Source organism: Cereibacter ovatus, from assembly GCF_900207575.1.
GTDB lineage: Bacteria > Pseudomonadota > Alphaproteobacteria > Rhodobacterales > Rhodobacteraceae > Cereibacter_A > Cereibacter_A ovatus.
Genome location: NZ_OAOQ01000003.1, coordinates 247,960 through 265,571 on the forward strand (window position 1 = coordinate 247,960; position 17,612 = coordinate 265,571).

Below are 17,612 nucleotides of genomic sequence, written 5' to 3' on the forward strand. Positions count from 1 at the left end.
GCCTTGCCAGCCACGCCCCGCTTTCGCTAGCCTGCATGGCATGAGGACATGCCCATGACCTTCACCCGGCGCTGGCTGATCGCGGCGCTTCTTGCGGGGGCCGCCACACCGGCGCTGCCCGAAGCCCCGTTGCGCTCGCCCCGCCCCCTCCGCCGGGGCGGCCTTGCGGCACCACCCGATGCCGCAAGCCTTGTGGAACAGGCAGCCCTTGGCGGCGCCACCGCCTTTGTCGTGGCCGACGCCCGCACCGGCCGGGTGATCGAATCCGCGAACGCGGCTCTCCGCCTGCCCCCCGCCAGCACGGCAAAGGCAATCACAGCCCTCTATGCGCTCGAAAAACTGGGCGCCGATCATCGCTTCACCACCCGCCTTGTCGCCACCGGCCCGGTCGTGAACGGCATGGTGCAGGGCGATCTGGTGCTGGTCGGATCGGGTGACCCGACACTTTCAACCGATGCGCTGGGCGACATGGCCGCGCAACTGCGCAAGGCCGGGGTAAAGGGCGTGACCGGGCGCTACCTCGCCTATTCCGGCGCCCTTCCCGCCATCCCCGAGATCGACCCGGCCCAGCCCGCCCATGTCGGCTATAACCCGGCACTCTCGGGGCTGAACCTGAACTTCAACCGCGTGCATTTCGAATGGAAACGCGGCGCCAAGGGATACTCCGTCACCATGGACGCCCGCGCCGAACGATTCGTTCCCCCGGTGACGATGGCGCGGATGCAGGTCGTAGCCCGCGACCTGCCGATCTATACCTACGCCGGCGATCAGGGCTCGGACAGCTGGACCGTGGCCAGCACCGCACTGGGCGCGGCCGGCAGCCGCTGGCTGCCCGTGCGCCACCCCGACACCTACTGCGCCGAAGTGTTCCAGACGCTCGCCCGCGCACAAGGCTCCACCCTGCCCACGGCACAGATGGTCCGAACCCTTCCGGACGGCCAGACCCTCGTCAGCTGGCAAAGCCAGGATCTGCGCCAGATCCTGCGCGACATGCTGAAACATTCGACCAACCTGACCGCCGAGGCCCTGGGCCTCGCCGCCTCCGGCGCGCCCTCGCTGGCCCAGTCCGCCCGCACCATGACACTCTGGGCCAATGCCCGCTTCGGGATCTCGGCCGACCTCCACGACCATTCCGGCCTCGGCGGCGCGTCGCGCATCTCGCCCGCTGACATGGTCACCGCCCTGCTTGCAGCCGACCGCGCCGGCATGGGCCTCCGCCCGATCCTGAAAACCGCCCGACTCGCCGACAAAGGCTCAGGCCAACGCAACCCTGGCCAACCCATCATGGTCACCGCCAAGACCGGCACGCTGAACTTCGTCTCGGGACTCGCCGGCCATGCCAGCCCCGCCAATGGCCGCGATCTGGTCTTCGCGATCTACTGCGCCAATCACAGCCGCCGCGCAGCCCTGCCCCCGGAAGACCGCGAACGCCCCGCCGGCGGCCCCGAATGGCTGCGCCGCGCCCGAACCCTGCAAAGCCGCCTGATCGAACGCTGGGCTGCGCTTCCCACCTGATCCAGCTTCATTCTGGCCAAAATATCCTCGGGGGGGGGCCGGCCGCAGGCCGGGCCGGGGGGGCAGACAGCCCCCCGCGACGCCTGCGACAAATTCCGCACCCCGGCCGGTCATGCCCGGCGACCGGACAAACGCCGACGCGCCGGATGTGGCCCCCGACCGGCGGACGTCAGACCTGCATGTGCCGCGCCCGCGCCCCACGCTCGATCGCCGCCGCATGCAGCCGGTCGATGTCCAACTCGTTGCGGATTTCCTCCAGCATGCGCAACTCGGGCTGGCCCAGCATCCCGTCGGCCGCCGCCACATCGCAGGCCAGCGCATAGGCGGTCTCGTACAGCCGCTCGTCCAGCGCCACCCGGATCAGGCCGAACAGCGCGTCCAACCCGTCTTCTTCCTCGAACAGGTCGAACACCGTCGCCGCGATCTGCCGGATGCGGTCGGTGTCATAGCCTGCAAAGATCGGCAGGTGGTTCACGATCCGCTCGATCGCGATAAGTTCGGCCGTCCGCACATTCTCGTCCGAGAACGATACGGCGATCATGATCGCCACCAGCGCATCCTGGGGGCTGAGAGAGGGCGGGGTATCGGGCAAGGCACATATCCTGAACCGGGGATCGGCGCACAGGATAGGCCCCGCACCCACCCCCCGCAAGTCCGCGCGGGCCGGCACCATCGCGACCGGCAATATTGACGCCCGCCCCCCCCGGCAATAGAGGACACAGGTTCGGGCGGCACGGGGCCGCCCCGCTGCCCAAGGATTTTCGCCCATGTCCGCGCTCCGCGATGCTGCGATGACGTCCAAAGCCTGGCCCTTCGAAGAGGCCCGCCGGATTCTCGCCCGCTTCAAGGGGAAGGCACCGGAAAAGGGCTATGTGCTGTTTGAAACCGGCTATGGCCCCTCGGGGCTGCCCCATATCGGCACCTTCGGCGAGGTGGCGCGCACCACGATGATCCGCCGCGCGTTTCAGGCGATCTCGGACATTCCCACGCGCCTCATCTGCTTTTCCGACGACATGGACGGAATGCGCAAGGTGCCCGACAACGTGCCGAACGGCGCGATGCTGCGCGAAAACCTGCAACGTCCGCTGACCTCGGTTCCCGACCCGTTCGGGGAATATGAAAGCTTCGGGCACCACAACAACGCCATGCTGCGGCGGTTTCTGGACACGTTCGGGTTCGAATACGAATTCATCTCGGCCACCGAGTTCTACAAATCGGGCCAGTTCGACGCCGTGCTGCTGCGCGCCTGCGAACGCTATGACGCGCTGATGAACATCATGATGGCCAGCTTGCGCGAAGAGCGTCAGCAGACCTATTCGATCTTCCTGCCGATCTCGCCCACCACCGGCCGCGTGCTCTATGTGCCGCTGAAAGAGGTGAACGCCACGAACGGCACCATCACCTTCGACGACGAGGATGGCACCGAGACGACGCTGCCCGTAACGGGTGGCAACGTGAAGCTGCAATGGAAGCCCGACTTCGGCGCCCGCTGGGCGGCGCTGGATGTGGACTTCGAGATGTATGGCAAGGACCATTCGACCAACACGCCGATCTATGACGGGATCTGCGAGGTGCTGGGCGGCCGCAAGCCCGAGCATTTCACCTATGAGCTGTTCCTGGATGACAAGGGCGAGAAGATCTCGAAATCCAAGGGCAACGGGCTGACGATCGACGAATGGCTGAGCTATGCCTCGACGGAAAGCCTGAGCTACTTCATGTTCCTCAAGCCCAAGACCGCCAAGCGGATGCATTTCGACGTGATCCCGAAGGCGGTGGACGAATATCACCAGCAGCTGCGCGCCTATCCGACGCAGGATGTGGCCAAGCAGATCGACAACCCGGTCTGGCACATCCACAACGGCGCCCCGCCGGAATCGAAGATGGTGGTCAGCTTTGCGATGCTGCTGAACCTGGCCTCGGTGGCGCAGGCCCACGACAAGGACGGGCTTTGGGGCTTCATCCGCCGCTATGCGCCCGAGGCCAGCCCCGAAACCCATCCCGATCTGGATGCCGCGGCGGGATTTGCCGTGCGCTATTTCCACGATTTCGTGGCGCCGAAGCGGGTCTACCGCCTGCCCACCGATCAGGAACGCGCGGCCATTGCCGACCTGCGCGACCGGCTGGCCGCATGGGACGGCGGGCTGGATGCCGAGGCGCTGCAATCGCTGGTGTTTGCGGTGGGCCGCGAACACGGGTTCGAACAGCTGCGCGACTGGTTCAAGGCGCTGTATGAGGTGCTGCTGGGCGCGTCCGAAGGCCCGCGCTTTGGCGGCTTTGTCGCGCTTTACGGCGTGGCCGAAACCATCGCCCTGATCGACCGCGGGCTTTCCGGCGACCTGACGGGCTGACGGGATCGCGCCGCCGCGGCCGGAAGGGCGGGCCGGCGGCGGGGAGGTGCCGTCCTCGGGGGCATCGAGCCCCCGAGGACGGCGTTGCCACGGATTGTGGTGCGGGCGGTTGATTACTCGCCGCGGGGGAAGCGTTTCGACTCTTCCAGCACGTTCAGGTCCATGTGGTTGCGCATGTAGCGTTCGGACGCCTTTTGCAGCGGCTGATAATCCCAAGGGTAATAGCCGCCCTGGCGCAGCGCCTCGTAGACCACCCAGCGGCGGGCCTGGCTTTCGCGCACCGCCGCGTCATAGGCGGCCAGATCCCAGCGCGCTTCCGACAGCGCCCGCAGCCGGGCCAGCGTTTCGGCATGGGCGGGATCGGCGGCAAGGTTCACCCGTTCCTCGGGGTCGGTTTCCAGATCGAACAACTGGTCGGGGTCGGCCATGCAGCGCACATGTTTCCAGCGCCCGTCGCGGATCGCCACCAAAGGCGTGATCGAGCCTTCGGCGGCATATTCCATCAGCACCGGCGCCGTGCGCGGGGTGCCGGTGGCCAGCGGCACCAGGCTTTGGCCGTCGGTCCAGGGCGCGACCTCCGAGATGTCGATCCCGGCCAGTGCGCAGAGTGTGGGCGTCACATCGATGGTCGATACCGGCGCATCGATCCGGCCTGCGGGCAGATCCGGCGCCGCGATCATCAGCGGCACCCGTGCCGAGCCTTCGAAGAAGTTCATCTTGAACCACAACCCGCGTTCGCCCAGCATCTCGCCGTGATCGGACACGAAGATCACGATCGCCTTTTGCCGGCTGGCTTCCAGCACGGTCAGGATCTCGCCGATCTTGTCGTCGACATAAGAGATGTTGGCGAAATAGCCCTGCCGGGCGCGGCGGATATGGTCGGGGGTGATCTCCAGCGCGCGGAAGTCGCAGGCATCCATCAGGCGCTGGGCATGGGGGTCTTGCGCGTCATAGGGGATCGCTTCGGGCGGGGTCAGCATCGGGTGATCTTCGTAAAGATCCCAGTATTTCCGCCGTGCCACGAACGGGTCGTGCGGGTGGGTGAAGCTGACCGTCAGGCACCATGGCCGGGCATCGGCGCCGCGCGACAGGTCGTAAAGTTTCTGGATCGCCTGATGCGCCACGTCGTCATCGTATTCAAGCTGGTTGGTGATCTCGGCCACGCCCGCGCCAGTCACCGAGCCAAGGTTGTGATACCACCAGTCGATCCGCTCGCCGGGTTTGCGATAGTCCGGGGTCCAGCCGAAATCGGCGGGGTAGATGTCGGTGGTCAGGCGTTCCTCGAACCCGTGAAGCTGGTCGGGGCCGACGAAATGCATCTTGCCCGAAAGCGTGGTCTGATAGCCGGCACGGCGCAGGTGATGGGCAAAGGTCGGAATATCCGAGCAGAATTCGGCCGCGTTGTCATAAACCCGCGTGCGCGACGGCAGTTGCCCCGACATGAACGAGGCCCGCGCCGGCGCGCACAGCGGGCTGGCGGTGTAGCTGTTGGCAAAGCGGGCCGACCGCGCGGCCAGCCGCTTCAGGTTCGGCGCATGAAGCCACGCAGCCGGGCCGTCGGGGAACAGCGTCCCGTTCAACTGGTCGACCATCAGGATCAGGATGTTGGGGTTCGTCATGGGGGCCTTCGCTTGCTGTCTGCCCCACGACTGCCCGGTTCGGCGGGGCCGGTCTGTTCCACAGGCGACCTGTCGGCGCCGCCTGCGCCGCTCAGACCGCGCGCCCCTGCGCCATGGCGGCCAACGCCGTGGTAATCCGGGCAAAACTGTCGGCGGCACGGGCCGCGCGGTGACGGGCGCGCAGGAAGCCGTGGACAAGGCCCGGTTCCTCGGTCCAGCGGGCGCGGCCGCCGGCGGCGCGAATGGCATCACGATAGTTGCGGCCGTCGTCGCTGGTGGGGTCGCACTGCGCCGTCACGATCAGGGTCGGCGGCAGGCCGCGAAAATCGGTGTCGCGCAACGCGTCCGATGTGGGATCGGCGGCAGGGGCGCGGCCATCATGGCGCAGGCTGGCCAGCCGCAGCACATCCTGCCGGCCCAGCATCGGGGCCACGGCATGGCTGAGATAGCTGCCGCGGTCGCGGTCGCCGCCAAGCGCGGGGCAGATCAGCACCTGTCCCGCCAGTGCGATCCGCCCGCGCGCCGCATGGGCGACCGAGGCGGCAAGGCTGGCCCCAGCATCCTCGCCAGCCAGCAGCAGCGGCCCGGGAAAGGCCCGCGCCACCGCAAGGCTGGCGGTCAGCGCATCCTGAAAGGCGGCCGGGTGGGGGTGTTCGGGAGCAAGCCGGTATCCAACGCTGACGACCCGAAGGCCGGTGGCCGCGGCGATCTCGGCGCAGATGTCGTCGTCGGCCTGAAGCGTGCCAAGGCGAAAGCCGCCGCCATGCAGCCAGACCACGCTGCCCGAAGCGGCGGCCGGTTGATAGAGGCGGCAGGGCACGCCGCCGAAGGTCTGGTCGTCCAGCATCACCCCCGCGGGCAGGTCGGCATGCAGGGCGCGGCACAGCGCGTCATGCATCGCGCGCTGTTCGTCCAGCGGCAGGCGGGTGCTGTCGGGGGGCAAGTGGCGGGCGCAGGTGCGGATGAACTCCCATGTATCCTCGTCGATGAGGTCGCGGTAGTCCGTCTCGTCCATGTCTGCTGCTCCGGCCGTTCGGCGGCACTTTGCGCCGGAAGCGGACGGGCTGCAATCCTGCCGAAAAGGGAAAGGGCGGACCTTCTGGCCCGCCCTTTGCCCCCGGTCGCCAGTGTCAGGCGATCGAGATGTTCGTGGCCGATTCGCGGCCGTCGCGGCCCGATTCGATGTCGAAGGTGACAGCCTGACCGTCGTTCAGCGCGCGGATGCCGGCGCGCTCGAGCGCGGTGATGTGGACGAAAACGTCCTTCTTGCCGCCTTCAGGGGCGATGAACCCGTAGCCTTTGGTGGCGTTGAACCATTTCACGGTGCCCTTGGCCATCGTGATGTCTCCTGTCGTATAGAAATGCCGCCCGCGGAAGTGCGGCGGCTCGGCTCAGTCAGGGCAAGATCGAAGGACTGTTGCCGGCGAGGGAGACAGTGGTCGATAAAGATAACGTCGCGAAGTGATTATGGCCGATCCGTGGCGATTCACGCAACAAGATTCGCCGTGGCGCGCGGAATGCTGCCTGTCCGCCGCATTGGCAACGCCTTGCAGTAGGGCTATTTTCCCGCCGTTGGACAGACTGGAGGCTGAAGATGACCTGGGGAACCCTGATGAGCCGCGCCCACGGCATGTGCGAGTTCTGTGGCGGCATGGACGACTGCCTGCCGGTAGAGGTCGATGGCGTGGGCGAGATCCTGCTGTGCGCGATCTGCGAAAGCGATCCGCCGGCCGAGCACTGGCGCTGCCTTGAGACCGCCGCGCAATCCGAACACCCCGAGGTGCAGGTGGCCGTCTGGCGCAAGCTGGCCGAGATCGGCGAGCCCTGGGCCGAGGATCTTCGCGGCCGGATGCGGCTTGCCCCCGAGACGCAGGCGCTGCTCTGACCGATCAGAGCCGTCCGGTCAGGATCAGGATCAGCAGCACGATCACCACAATCCCGACAACGCCGGACGGGCCATAGCCCCAGCCGGCGGAATATCCCCAGTTCGGCAGCGCGCCGACAAGGATCAGGATCAGCACGATCAGCAGGATGGTCGACAGCGTCATGGGGTGTTCCTTGCCTGACTTGGGTCAGGCGGGGAACGTCGCCCCCGCGGGACGGGTTCCCTTCACACCTCGAATTCATATGGTTGAATGTGTCGCCGCGCGATGCTAGGTCGGGCGGCAGGATCTTCCGCCTGAAGGAGTGGACAACATGACCCTCGACCGCATGGTGATGCTTTTCGCCGGCTGCATGGTGCTGCTGAGCGTGCTGCTTACGGCGCTGGTGTCGCCGCTGTTCGTCTGGTTCACCGTCTTCATCGGTCTGAACCTGATCCAGTCGTCCTTTACCGGCTTCTGCCCGGCGGCCATCGCCTTCCGCAAGCTGGGCGTCAAGACCGGCTGCGCCTTCGACTAAGACCGCACCGCTTTCGGTCACGCGCGGCGCCGACAGGGGCGATGCCTGATCGTCTAAGGGATGCGGCGCGGCTGAAGCATCTTCAGCCGGTCGCCCATTTCGATGTTCACATCCCCCATCGCATCCACCGCGTCCTGCGTGCGCCGGGCGCGTTCGGCAAAGGGCTGGGTGCGGCGGGTCAGATCGTCCACCGCACCGTCGGGGATCTGGCTTTCATCCTGCGGCGGCGGCCGGCGGACACGCTGGCGTTGCAGCGCCTCGGCCTGTTCGCGGTGTTTGCAGATCAGATAATCCAGCGTCAACTGGTCGTCGGTCGCAAGCGGCTGGCCCTTTGTCCGTTCGCAGTCCGCCTGCGCCGCCGCAGGAAGCGTCAGCGCAAGCACAAGGGCCAGCCCCACCATCATCGGGTGAATTTCTTGTATTTCACCCGATGCGGCTCCACCGAATCCGGGCCAAGGCGGCGGATCTTGTCTTCCTCATAGGCTTCGAAGTTGCCTTCGAACCATTCCACATGGGCGTCGCCTTCAAAGGCCAGGATATGGGTGCACAGCCGGTCCAGGAAGAAGCGGTCGTGGCTGATGATGATGGCCGAGCCGGCGAAATCGTCGATCGCCGCTTCCAGCGCCTGAAGCGTTTCCACGTCAAGATCGTTGGTCGGTTCGTCCAGCAAGAGCACGTTGCCGTTCGAGCGCAGCAGTTTCGCCATATGCACCCGGTTGCGTTCGCCGCCCGACAGCAGGCCCACCTTCTTCTGCTGATCGGTGCCCTTGAAGTTGAACGCCCCGCAATAGGCGCGGCTGTTCATCTCGAAATCGCCCAGGTGGATCACCTCAAGCCCGTCCGAGATTTCCTCCCACACCGTCTTGTTCGGGTCGAGCGCGTCGCGCGACTGGTCGACATAGGACAGCTGCACCGTGTCGCCCACGGTGATCGTGCCGGAATCCGGCGGCTCTTGCCCGGTCAACATCTTGAACAGGGTGGATTTGCCGGCGCCGTTCGGCCCGATCACCCCCACCACGCCGCCCGGCGGGATCGAGAACGACAGGTTCTCGATCAACAGCTTGTCGCCCATGTGCTTGGTCAGGTTCTCGACCTCGATCACCTTGCCGCCCAGACGCTCGCCGTTGGGGATGATGATCTGCGCGGTCGAGACGCGTTCGCGCACCGACTGGCCGGCCAGTTCGTTGTATTTCTGGATCCGCGCCTTCTGCTTGGCCTGCCGCGCCTTGGCGCCCGAACGGATCCAGTCCAGTTCGCGTTGCAGAACCTTCTGCTTGGCCTTGTCCTCGCGCGCTTCCTGCAACATCCGCTTGGCCTTCTGTTCCAGCCATTGCGAATAGTTGCCCTCGTAGGGGATGCCGCGGCCGCGGTCGAGTTCCAGAATCCAGCCGGTGATGTCGTCCAGGAAATAGCGGTCGTGGGTGACGATCAGGATCGTGCCCTTGTAGTCGATCAGGTGCTGTTGCAGCCAGGCGATCGATTCCGCGTCAAGGTGGTTGGTCGGTTCGTCCAGAAGCAACATGTCGGGCGCTTCCAGCAACAGCTTGCACAGCGCCACCCGGCGCCGTTCGCCGCCCGACAGGCTTTCCACATCGGCGTCATCGGGCGGGCAGCGCAACGCCTCCATCGCGATGTCCACCTGGCTGTCGAGATCCCACAGGTTCTGCGAGTCGATCAGGTCTTGCAACTGGGCCATCTCGTCCGCGGTCTCGTCCGAGTAGTTCATGGCCAGTTCGTTGTAGCGGTCAAGGATCGCGCGCTTGGCGGCGACACCTTCCATCACGTTGCCGCGCACGTTCAGCGCCGGGTCAAGCTGGGGTTCCTGCGCCAGATAGCCGACGCGGGCGCCCTTGGCAGCCCAGGCCTCGCCTTTGAAATCGGTGTCCATGCCGGCCATGATGCGCAGCAGCGTCGATTTCCCCGAGCCGTTCACGCCCACGACGCCGATCTTCACGCCGGGCAGGAAGTTCAGGTGGACGTTCTCGAAGCACTTCTTGCCGCCGGGGTAGGTCTTGGAGACGCCCTCCATGTGGTAGACGTATTGATACGAGGCCATGCCAACTCTCCAAAATCTCGGGTCTGGCGGCCCTTTTACCGATTGCGCTGGACAAGCACAACGCGAGGATGGTTTCAGGCGCGCGATGTTTGCGGCTTTGCAGGGGCCGCGCCGGGGATTTCGGGGGGAAATGTGCAGGGCTGGCCGGTCGCACGGGCGGGAATGGTGGTGGGCCTTCTCGGCGGGTCGTTCGATCCGGCCCATGCCGGCCATGTCCATATCACACACGAGGCACTGAAGCGGTTCCGGCTGGACCGAGTCTGGTGGCTGGTTTCGCCCGGCAACCCGCTGAAGGCCCGCACGCCCGCGCCCCTGTCGGTGCGACTGGCCGAGGCGCGGCGGCTGATGCGCCACCCGCGGGTGGCGGTGACCGATCTTGAAGCGCGGATGGGCACCCGGTTCACCGCCGAAACCTTGACGACGCTTCAGGCGCGCTATCCGGGTGTGCACTTCGTCTGGCTGATGGGGGCCGACAATCTGGTGCAGTTTCACCGCTGGGATCGCTGGCGCCAGATCATGGCAAGCGTCGCGGTGGGGGTGCTGGCGCGGCCGGGGGCGGGCTTGCGGGGCCGGACCAGCCCCGCCGCGCGCAGCTATGCCAAGGCGCGGCTGCCGGCCGGGGCTGCGGCCGGGCTGGCCCGTGCCGCACGCCCGGCATGGTGTTTTGTGAACCTGCCGATGGTCGACCTGTCCTCGACCGCGATCCGCGCCCGGGGCGGCTGGCGGCCCGGGGACGCCTGACGGTTACAGACCGCCAGTGCAAGGCCCCGCGGCAGCGCCGCCTGCGGGGGCTCGATGCCCCCGCAAGCGGCCACCCCGGCCCGCCTTCCGGCCAGACGCAGGGGCAAAGCCTCGGCCCCACACACCGCCTCAGCGGTGCAGGATCCGCTGCAAGGCTGCCGGATCGTAGCCACTCCGCTCGAACAGGTCGCGCGCCGCGCGCAATTCGCGCGGATCGATCTGCCGATCGCGATGCAGCACCCAGCCCGCAATCCGCGTCGGCGTCCCCACCACCAGCGTCTGCCCGTCACGCGACAGCCCCAGGATCCAGTAGTCGCCGTCGAACGGCACCCCGTCCAGATCCACCTTCAACCGCCCCGGCGCCACGACCCGCGCGGTCCCCCCGATGCGGCGGATCTCGTCGCCCACCCGGCAGCGGTTCTCCAGCGCGATCCGCCCATCGGCAAGCGGGCGATAGGCCGCCGTCGTATGGCTGCAATCGCGCTGGAACGGCGCGGGGAAACTGGCCACCTCATACCACAGCCCGGCCAACTCGGCCGGCTGCACATCGGTCCGCACGAACATGGACGAACCGATCCAGCGCGCCGAAGGCACATGGGGCGCGCAGGCCACAAGCCCGAGGACACCAAGCAAAAGCAGTCGTTTCACCAGACTCTCCCTCTTATCGATCCCGCACTTTCGCGGGGCGCCTCATCACCTCCCGGCGCTCGGCCCGTGGCCCCGGACGGCACCCCGCCTCAGGCCGCATCCAGCAGACCGCGCCCCTTCAGCAACGCCTCGACCCCCGGCATCCGGCCGCGGAAAGCGGTGTAAAGCTCCTCGGCCTCGCGCGAACCGCCGGCCGACAACACATGCTCCTCCAGCCGGCGCGCCACTTCTGGATCGAATGCATCCCCCGCCTCGTCGAAGGCCGCAAAAGCGTCGGCATCCATCACCTCGGACCACATGTAGCTGTAATAGCCCGCCGAATAGCCATCCCCCGAAAACACATGCGCGAAATGCGGCGTCGCATGCCGCATCCGGATCGACTTCGGCATCCCCAGCGCCTCCAGAACCTCGGCCTGCCGCGCCATCGGATCGGCCGGCGCCGAAGCCTCATGGAACGTCAGATCCACCATTGCGGACGAGATGAATTCGACCGTGGCAAAGCCCTGATCGTAAGTCGCGGCCGCCAGCACCTTCTTGCGCATCGCAGCCGGCATCGGCTCCTGGGTCTGCCAGTGCCGGGCATGACGCTCCAACACCTCGGGAACCGCCAGCCAGTGCTCGAACAACTGGCTTGGCAACTCCACGAAATCGCGCGCGACCGACGTGCCGGAAATGAACACATAGGTCACATCCGACAGCATCTGATGCAGCGCATGACCAAATTCGTGGAACAACGTCCGCGCATCGTCCCAGGACAGCAGCGCCGGCTCTCCCTTGGCGAAATTGCACACATTCACCACGATGGGGCGAACCTCGCCACCCAGCTTGCGCTGCCCGCGCATCGTCGAACACCACGCCCCCGACCGCTTCGAGGCCCGGGCAAAGTAATCCCCCAGAAACACCGCCATGTGCCGCCCGCCGCGCGTCACCTCCCACCCACGGACGTCGGGATGGTAAAACGGCCCCTCAAGCGGGCGGAACTCCAACCCGAACAGCCGGTTCGCACAGTCGAACGCGGCCTCGATCATCCGGTCCAGGGGCAGGTAAGCCTTCAGCGCCGCCTCATCCAGATCGAATTCGGCCGCGCGCCGCTTCTCGGAATAATAGCGCCAGTCCCACGGCTCCAGATCGCCATTGAGGCCATCGGCATGCATCATGCCCGCCAGCACCGCGGCATCCGCCTCGGCCCGGGCTTTCGCCGGCACCCAGACCCGCGACAGCAAGGCGCGCACCGCATCGGGGCTTTTCGCCATCTCGGTTTCCAGCTTGTAGGCAGCAAAACTGGCATAGCCCAACAGCTTCGCCCGCTCCTCGCGCAAGGCCAGGATCTCGGCGGCAATCCCGCGGTTGTCGGTCGCCCCCCCATTGGCCCCCCGCGCCACCCAGGCCTCATAAGCCACCCGCCGCAACTCGCGCCGGGGCGAGAATTGCAGAAACGGCACGATCAGCGACCGGCTCAGCGTCAGAACCGGCCCCGCCTCCCCCCGCTCAGCCCCCGCCGCCCGCGCGGCGGCCATGACAAACGCGGGCAACCCCTCCAGATCCGCCTCGGCCAAAGGCAGAAACCAGCCGCGCTCATCCGCCAGCAGATTCTGGCTGAACGCCGTCCCCAGCACGGCCAGACGCGCCTTCACAGCCGTCAACCGCTCGGCGGCCTCCCCCTCCAGCCGCGCGCCGGATCGGACGAACATCCGCCGATACAGCATCAACACCCGCTCCTGCTCGGCCGTCAGCCCAAGCCCCTCGCGCTGCTGCCACACCCGCTCGATCCGCTCGAACAAGGCGCGATTGTTCACAATCTCGGATGAAAAAGCCGACATCTTCGGCGCCAACTCGCGCTGAAGCGCCTCGCGCGCTGTCGTGCTGTCAGCACCCGCCAGATTGTAAAACACCCCCGCCACCCGGTCGAGCGTCGCCTCCGCCAGTTCCATCGCCTCGATCACATTGGCGAAATCGGCCGGCGCCGGGTTCGCGGCAATGGCGGCAATCGCAGCCCGCGCCTCCACCAGCCCCGCCTCGAAGGCCGGGGCGAAATCCTCGTCGCGGATCCTCTCGAAAGGGGGCAACCCGAACGGCGCATCCCAAGGCGAAAGCAGCGGATTGGTCATGGCAAATCTCCTTCACGGCCAAAGCTAGGGCCGCGCCGCGCCCCCGTCCATCCCCCACCGCCCTGCTTTCATTCTGGCCCAAATATCCCGGGGGCGCGGGGGCAGCGCCCCCGCCCTTGCCACCCAACCGGCGGGCAAATTTCAGTGCCGCCCCCCGCAAACCGGACAGCCCTCGCGCGCCTTCACCGCGATCCGGCGCGTCTCCCCCCACAGCGCATCATGGATCAACAGCGCCCCGCGCAGCGTGGCCCCCGCGCCGATCAGATGCTTCACCGCCTCCAGCGCCATGATCGCACCGATCACCCCCGGCAGCGGCGCGATCACCCCCGCCTCGGCGCAGGACGGCACCAGCCCGGGCGCCGGGCGCACCGGAAAGACACATTCGAAGCAGGGGCCGCCGCGGGCCGGGTCATACAGGCTGACCTGCCCCTCCCATTGCGCGATAGCTCCGGAAATCAACGGCTTGCCCAACCGCACCGCGATCCGGTTGGCCAGATACCGGGTGTCGAAATTGTCTGTCCCGTCAAGGATCAGGTCATGATCGGCAAACAGATCCGCCGCGATCTCTTCGGTCAGCCGTCGCTGATAGGGGCGCACCTCGACAAAGGGATTCAGCGCCCGCATCGCCTCGGCAGCCGAGGCGACCTTGGCCGTCCCGATCCGCGCATCGGTATGGATCACCTGCCGCTGAAGGTTCGACGCCTCGACCACATCGCCGTCGATCACCCCGATCGTCCCTACGCCCGCTGCCGCCAGATACAACAGCACCGGAGAGCCCAGCCCCCCCGCACCGATCACCAGAACCCGCGCCTGCTTCAGCCGTTTCTGACCCGGCCCCCCCACCTCGCGCAGCATGATATGGCGGGCGTATCGCTCCAGTTCCGCGGGGCGGAACGTGCCCTGCGCGGGCGGCACCACCCGCCCCGCCGCCCGCCGTTTCAGCCGGGCCAACAGCGCGCGATAGCCCAGTGTCAGCCCCACCAGCGCGCCCAGCACCAACCACGGCTCAGCCCGCCCGCCGGTGGCGGTTCGGAACGGATGACCATCGGGCAACAGCAGATGCGCCGATACCACCCCGGCCCAAAGACAGCCCAGCATCAACAGCCGCAGCCGCACCGGCAGCTTCAACGCCCAACCCAAGGCCCAAAGTGCCCCCATCAAAACCAAAAGCGCCAGCATCAGCCCCTCTCCCCCCGGAAATGGCCATCATGCGCCACGTGCCGGGCACAGCCCGACAGACGGCACGGACCGCGCCATGGGCTGACAAAACAGGCATCATTCATCGCTCATTCAATCTCCTGGATCGGCGCGTCCATATCAGGATCGGGCATATCAAGATCGGGCACATCACGACCGGGGCAAGCCCCGCCCGGCTTATCCGGCATCGTTACCCGGCGGCGGGGCCTTGGGCCAGTGCGGCATGGGCCAGTGCGCCATGGTTCGGGCGCCATGGTTCGGGCGCCATGGGTCAGTGCGCCATGGTTCGGGGCCCCCGAACCCCGTCCCGTAACAGCGGACCGACAGACTCAAGGTCTTCCGCCCATCACCCCCCAAACCGTGACGGGCCTTCATTCTGCGGCTTGATGAAAGGGGCCGGACGGGCCACCTTGGCCGCCGAGATGTCTCAAACGCAGACCGACGGGGCCGAACACATGCAGATCAGATATCTTCACACCATGATCCGGGTTCTAGACCTTGATCGGACGATGGCGTTCTTTGGCCTGCTGGGTTTACAGGAAACCCGGCGCATCGAAAGCGAACAGGGACGCTTCACGCTGGTGTTCATGGCCCCGCCCGGGCAGCCGGACTGTCCCGTGGAATTGACCTTCAACTGGGACGGCGACGAAGGGCTGCCGTCGGACAGCCGGCATTTTGGCCATCTCGCTTACGGGGTCGAGAATATCCATGACATGTGCGCGCATTTGCAGGCCAATGGCGTGACCATCAACCGCCCGCCGCGCGACGGGCGCATGGCCTTTGTCCGCAGCCCCGACAATGTCTCGGTCGAACTGCTTCAGATCGGCGCCGCACTGCCCCCGGCCGAGCCCTGGGCCTCGATGCCGAACACCGGCCACTGGTAAGGGATCACAGCGGCCGCCAGCGGCTCAGCACATCCACGCCCGCCACCTCGACCGAGGCCAGCCGGAACGCCGGCGCCTCGGCCAGATGGGCCAGATGCAGCGGGCCGGTCGCGGCGCGGCCTTCCTCGCCGATCAGCTTGCCGGCGGTGAAGCTGACCAGCTCATCACACAGCCCCGCCCGGATCAGCCCCGCGGCAAGCCGCGCGCCGCCTTCGCAGAAAATCCGGGTCAGGCCCTCGTCCGCAAGCCGGCGCAACGCGTCAATGGCATCCAGCCCGTCCGGGCCGGCCGCACAGGCGATCAGCCGGGCGCCGGTGGCCTGCCATGCCGCACGGGCGGCGGCAGGGGCCTCGGGGCCATGGCACATCCAGACCGGAACATGGCGCGCGGTGCGGCCCAGCCGGCTGTCGGGAAGGTGGCGCAGGCGGCTGTCCAGCACGATGCGAACCGGCTGATGCACGGCGCCCATCTCGCGCACGGACAGGTCGGGATCATCGGCCAGCGCCGTGCCCACCCCCACCAACACCGCGTCATGGCGCATCCGCATCGCATGAACCACCCGCCGCGCCGCCGCCCCGGTGATCCAGCGGCTTTCGCCCGCGGCGGTGGCAATCCGCCCGTCCAGCGTCGTGGCCAGTTTCAGGGTCAGGAACGGCAACCCTCGCGTCACGCGCTTCAGGAACCCGGCATTGGCGGCCTGCGCCTCGGCTTCCAGAACGCCTTCCGTCACCGCGATCCCGGCCGCCCGCAGCAGCGCGTGCCCCTGCCCGGCCACCCGCGGATCGGGATCGCCGGTGCCCGTCACCACCCGCGCCACGCCGGCCGAAATCAGCGCCTCGGCGCAGGGTGGGGTGCGGCCGTGATGGGCGCAAGGTTCCAGCGTGACATAGGCCGTGGCCCCCAGCGCCGCGGCGCCGGCCTGCGCCAGCGCCACCGTCTCGGCGTGCGGACGGCCACCGGGCTGGGTCCAGCCGCGGCCCACCACGCGCCCGGCCTTGACGATCACGCAGCCCACGGCCGGGTTCGGCCATGTCCGGCCGAGCCCCCGCGCGGCCAGCGCCAATGCATGCGCCATATGGGCGACGTCGGTCACTCTTCGGTCGGGATGACCGAGGGGCGAAGTTCGGACACGAACTTGTCGAAATCGTCCGCCGCCTGGAAGTTCTTGTAAACGCTGGCAAAGCGCACATAGGCCACGGTATCGATCCGCGCCAGGCTTTCCATCACGATCTCGCCGATCACCTTCGAGGGGATATCGGTATCACCCAGCGATTCCAACCGGCGCACGATGCCCGAAATCATCTGATCGATCCGTTCCGGCTCGATCGGGCGCTTCTGCATCGCGATCCGGATCGAGCGTTCCAGCTTGGTCCGGTCGAAATCCTCGCGCTTGCCCGAGGATTTGATCACCACCAGATCGCGCAGCTGCACACGTTCATAGGTGGTGAACCGGCCGCCACAGGCCGGGCAGAACCGGCGGCGGCGGATCGAGACGTGATCCTCGGCCGGACGGCTGTCTTTCACTTGCGTGTCGATGTTTCCGCAGAACGGACAGCGCATCCGCCTCTCCCTCAAACGTCAGATCCGGGGGTTGCCCTCTTGTTATCCACAAGACCATAGGGGCCGACATAGGGGTTGCACAACGGAAAACGCGCCCCACCAGATAAGGGGGGCGCGCCTGTGGCTTCCGGGACTCAGCCGGGGCGGATCAGTCGCTCACCGGCAGATCGCGGTGGCACAACTGGGCCGCGTGAATGGCACTCAGCGAGGCATCCTTGGACCCAAGGATGAACAGCCCGGTTTTCGAGGCAGCCCCCTCGGGCGACAGACCGAAGCGCACGCTTTCGCCCTGCCGGCGTGGCGGCTCCGACAGGCGCCAGATCCGGGTGTTGGTGGGCATCCCGCTTGCGATCACATAATCGCCCGCCGCACACCAGCTTTCCGCCGGCCCCTGCCCCGGCGAGCCCAGAACGACAAAGCTGCCGTCCGCCTCGGCCCGGACCAGAAGCCCGTTCCCGGCAATGTATGCCGCCGCCGGAGAGGCGACGGCAACCGCGGCGGCTGCCAGAAGCGAAAGAAGTCGCATGGGAAACCTT

At 67.1% G+C, this 17,612-nt stretch carries 19 protein-coding genes; 6 read left to right on the top strand and 13 right to left on the bottom strand.

Annotated elements, in window-relative coordinates; all coding sequences use genetic code 11:
- Positions 1–54: 54 nt before the first annotated feature.
- The gene (gene dacB / locus CRO07_RS05595; protein ID WP_097029697.1) at positions 55–1,515 is read left to right on the top strand and encodes a D-alanyl-D-alanine carboxypeptidase/D-alanyl-D-alanine endopeptidase; all 1,461 of its coding nucleotides are present in this window, start codon (positions 55–57) and stop codon (positions 1,513–1,515) included.
- Between the two features lie 169 nt (positions 1,516–1,684).
- Here dacB and CRO07_RS05600 read toward each other — a convergent pair whose 3' ends face one another.
- Positions 1,685–2,107, bottom strand: a complete 423-nt coding sequence (locus tag CRO07_RS05600) for a tellurite resistance TerB family protein (RefSeq protein WP_097029698.1) — start codon at positions 2,105–2,107, stop codon at positions 1,685–1,687.
- Between the two features lie 175 nt (positions 2,108–2,282).
- On the opposite strand from CRO07_RS05600, the gene CRO07_RS05605 reads away from it, so the two are divergent.
- The gene (locus CRO07_RS05605) at positions 2,283–3,863 is read left to right on the top strand and encodes a lysine--tRNA ligase (RefSeq protein ID WP_097029699.1); all 1,581 of its coding nucleotides are present in this window, start codon (positions 2,283–2,285) and stop codon (positions 3,861–3,863) included.
- Between the two features lie 113 nt (positions 3,864–3,976).
- On the opposite strand, the gene betC is transcribed toward CRO07_RS05605, so the two are convergent.
- The 3 genes from betC to CRO07_RS05620 form a co-directional block, all read right to left on the bottom strand.
- A complete protein-coding gene (gene betC / locus CRO07_RS05610) occupies positions 3,977–5,482 on the bottom strand; it encodes a choline-sulfatase (protein WP_097029700.1) in 1,506 nt (501 codons plus the stop codon).
- 91 nt (positions 5,483–5,573) lie between these two features.
- Entirely contained in the window at positions 5,574–6,497 is a 924-nt protein-coding gene (locus CRO07_RS05615) for an alpha/beta hydrolase (protein ID WP_097029701.1), read from the bottom strand.
- A gap of 115 nt (positions 6,498–6,612) precedes the next feature.
- The gene (locus CRO07_RS05620; RefSeq protein WP_002720759.1) at positions 6,613–6,819 is read right to left on the bottom strand and encodes a cold-shock protein; all 207 of its coding nucleotides are present in this window, start codon (positions 6,817–6,819) and stop codon (positions 6,613–6,615) included.
- A 257-nt stretch (positions 6,820–7,076) separates the two neighbouring features.
- On the opposite strand from CRO07_RS05620, the gene CRO07_RS05625 reads away from it, so the two are divergent.
- Positions 7,077–7,367: a hypothetical protein gene (locus tag CRO07_RS05625; protein WP_097029702.1), complete on the top strand. Its 291-nt coding sequence runs from the start codon at positions 7,077–7,079 to the stop codon at positions 7,365–7,367.
- Between the two features lie 4 nt (positions 7,368–7,371).
- On the opposite strand, the gene CRO07_RS05630 is transcribed toward CRO07_RS05625, so the two are convergent.
- A complete protein-coding gene (locus CRO07_RS05630) occupies positions 7,372–7,530 on the bottom strand; it encodes a DUF3309 family protein (RefSeq protein ID WP_176504497.1) in 159 nt (52 codons plus the stop codon).
- Positions 7,531–7,678: 148 nt separating this feature from the next.
- Here CRO07_RS05630 and CRO07_RS05635 point away from each other — a divergent pair, with 148 nt between their 5' ends.
- Positions 7,679–7,882: a YgaP family membrane protein gene (locus CRO07_RS05635; protein ID WP_097029703.1), complete on the top strand. Its 204-nt coding sequence runs from the start codon at positions 7,679–7,681 to the stop codon at positions 7,880–7,882.
- Positions 7,883–7,935: 53 nt separating this feature from the next.
- Here the strand turns inward: CRO07_RS05635 and CRO07_RS05640 are convergent, their stop codons facing one another.
- Positions 7,936–8,286 (bottom strand): hypothetical protein, encoded by a 351-nt coding sequence (locus CRO07_RS05640; protein ID WP_097029704.1) that lies wholly within the window; start codon positions 8,284–8,286, stop codon positions 7,936–7,938.
- Positions 8,283–9,938: an energy-dependent translational throttle protein EttA gene (ettA, locus tag CRO07_RS05645; RefSeq protein ID WP_097029705.1), complete on the bottom strand. Its 1,656-nt coding sequence runs from the start codon at positions 9,936–9,938 to the stop codon at positions 8,283–8,285. The genes CRO07_RS05640 and ettA overlap by 4 nt, the downstream gene beginning before the upstream one ends.
- Before the next feature lie 132 nt (positions 9,939–10,070).
- Here ettA and CRO07_RS05650 point away from each other — a divergent pair, with 132 nt between their 5' ends.
- Positions 10,071–10,679, top strand: coding sequence for a nicotinate-nucleotide adenylyltransferase (locus CRO07_RS05650; protein WP_268876228.1), 609 nt, complete (start codon positions 10,071–10,073; stop codon positions 10,677–10,679).
- 129 nt (positions 10,680–10,808) lie between these two features.
- Here CRO07_RS05650 and CRO07_RS05655 read toward each other — a convergent pair whose 3' ends face one another.
- The 3 genes from CRO07_RS05655 to CRO07_RS05665 form a co-directional block, all read right to left on the bottom strand.
- Positions 10,809–11,327, bottom strand: a complete 519-nt coding sequence (locus tag CRO07_RS05655; protein ID WP_097029707.1) for a lipocalin family protein — start codon at positions 11,325–11,327, stop codon at positions 10,809–10,811.
- 89 nt (positions 11,328–11,416) lie between these two features.
- Positions 11,417–13,435, bottom strand: coding sequence for a M3 family metallopeptidase (locus CRO07_RS05660; protein WP_097029708.1), 2,019 nt, complete (start codon positions 13,433–13,435; stop codon positions 11,417–11,419).
- Positions 13,436–13,576: 141 nt separating this feature from the next.
- Complete coding sequence (locus CRO07_RS05665) at positions 13,577–14,614, bottom strand: HesA/MoeB/ThiF family protein (RefSeq protein ID WP_097029709.1); 1,038 nt, start codon at positions 14,612–14,614, stop codon at positions 13,577–13,579.
- Positions 14,615–15,087: 473 nt separating this feature from the next.
- Between CRO07_RS05665 and CRO07_RS05670 the strand changes: the two genes are divergently transcribed.
- Complete coding sequence (locus CRO07_RS05670; protein WP_097029819.1) at positions 15,088–15,516, top strand: VOC family protein; 429 nt, start codon at positions 15,088–15,090, stop codon at positions 15,514–15,516.
- Positions 15,517–15,520: 4 nt separating this feature from the next.
- Here CRO07_RS05670 and ribD read toward each other — a convergent pair whose 3' ends face one another.
- From ribD to CRO07_RS05685, 3 genes are all read right to left on the bottom strand, one after another.
- Positions 15,521–16,591 carry a bifunctional diaminohydroxyphosphoribosylaminopyrimidine deaminase/5-amino-6-(5-phosphoribosylamino)uracil reductase RibD gene (gene ribD, locus CRO07_RS05675; protein ID WP_097029710.1) on the bottom strand — a complete coding sequence of 357 codons (1,071 nt, stop codon included), beginning with the start codon at positions 16,589–16,591 and terminating at the stop codon, positions 15,521–15,523.
- Between the two features lie 14 nt (positions 16,592–16,605).
- On the bottom strand, positions 16,606–17,076 hold the full coding sequence (gene nrdR, locus CRO07_RS05680) for a transcriptional regulator NrdR (protein ID WP_097029711.1): 471 nt from the start codon (positions 17,074–17,076) through the stop codon (positions 16,606–16,608).
- A gap of 148 nt (positions 17,077–17,224) precedes the next feature.
- A complete protein-coding gene (locus CRO07_RS05685) occupies positions 17,225–17,602 on the bottom strand; it encodes a hypothetical protein (RefSeq protein WP_097029712.1) in 378 nt (125 codons plus the stop codon).
- Positions 17,603–17,612 lie beyond the last annotated feature (10 nt).

Coding starts and splice junctions, on each gene's coding strand:
- dacB (WP_097029697.1), top strand. CDS start 55: ATGACCTTCACCCGGCGCTGGCTGATCGCGGCGCTTCTTGCGGGGGCC.
- CRO07_RS05605 (WP_097029699.1), top strand. CDS start 2,283: ATGTCCGCGCTCCGCGATGCTGCGATGACGTCCAAAGCCTGGCCCTTC.
- betC (WP_097029700.1), bottom strand. CDS start 5,482: ATGACGAACCCCAACATCCTGATCCTGATGGTCGACCAGTTGAACGGG.
- CRO07_RS05615 (WP_097029701.1), bottom strand. CDS start 6,497: ATGGACGAGACGGACTACCGCGACCTCATCGACGAGGATACATGGGAG.
- CRO07_RS05620 (WP_002720759.1), bottom strand. CDS start 6,819: ATGGCCAAGGGCACCGTGAAATGGTTCAACGCCACCAAAGGCTACGGG.
- CRO07_RS05625 (WP_097029702.1), top strand. CDS start 7,077: ATGACCTGGGGAACCCTGATGAGCCGCGCCCACGGCATGTGCGAGTTC.
- CRO07_RS05630 (WP_176504497.1), bottom strand. CDS start 7,530: ATGACGCTGTCGACCATCCTGCTGATCGTGCTGATCCTGATCCTTGTC.
- CRO07_RS05635 (WP_097029703.1), top strand. CDS start 7,679: ATGACCCTCGACCGCATGGTGATGCTTTTCGCCGGCTGCATGGTGCTG.
- CRO07_RS05640 (WP_097029704.1), bottom strand. CDS start 8,286: ATGATGGTGGGGCTGGCCCTTGTGCTTGCGCTGACGCTTCCTGCGGCG.
- ettA (WP_097029705.1), bottom strand. CDS start 9,938: ATGGCCTCGTATCAATACGTCTACCACATGGAGGGCGTCTCCAAGACC.
- CRO07_RS05660 (WP_097029708.1), bottom strand. CDS start 13,435: ATGACCAATCCGCTGCTTTCGCCTTGGGATGCGCCGTTCGGGTTGCCC.
- CRO07_RS05665 (WP_097029709.1), bottom strand. CDS start 14,614: ATGCTGGCGCTTTTGGTTTTGATGGGGGCACTTTGGGCCTTGGGTTGG.
- CRO07_RS05670 (WP_097029819.1), top strand. CDS start 15,088: ATGCAGATCAGATATCTTCACACCATGATCCGGGTTCTAGACCTTGAT.
- ribD (WP_097029710.1), bottom strand. CDS start 16,591: ATGGCGCATGCATTGGCGCTGGCCGCGCGGGGGCTCGGCCGGACATGG.
- nrdR (WP_097029711.1), bottom strand. CDS start 17,076: ATGCGCTGTCCGTTCTGCGGAAACATCGACACGCAAGTGAAAGACAGC.
- CRO07_RS05685 (WP_097029712.1), bottom strand. CDS start 17,602: ATGCGACTTCTTTCGCTTCTGGCAGCCGCCGCGGTTGCCGTCGCCTCT.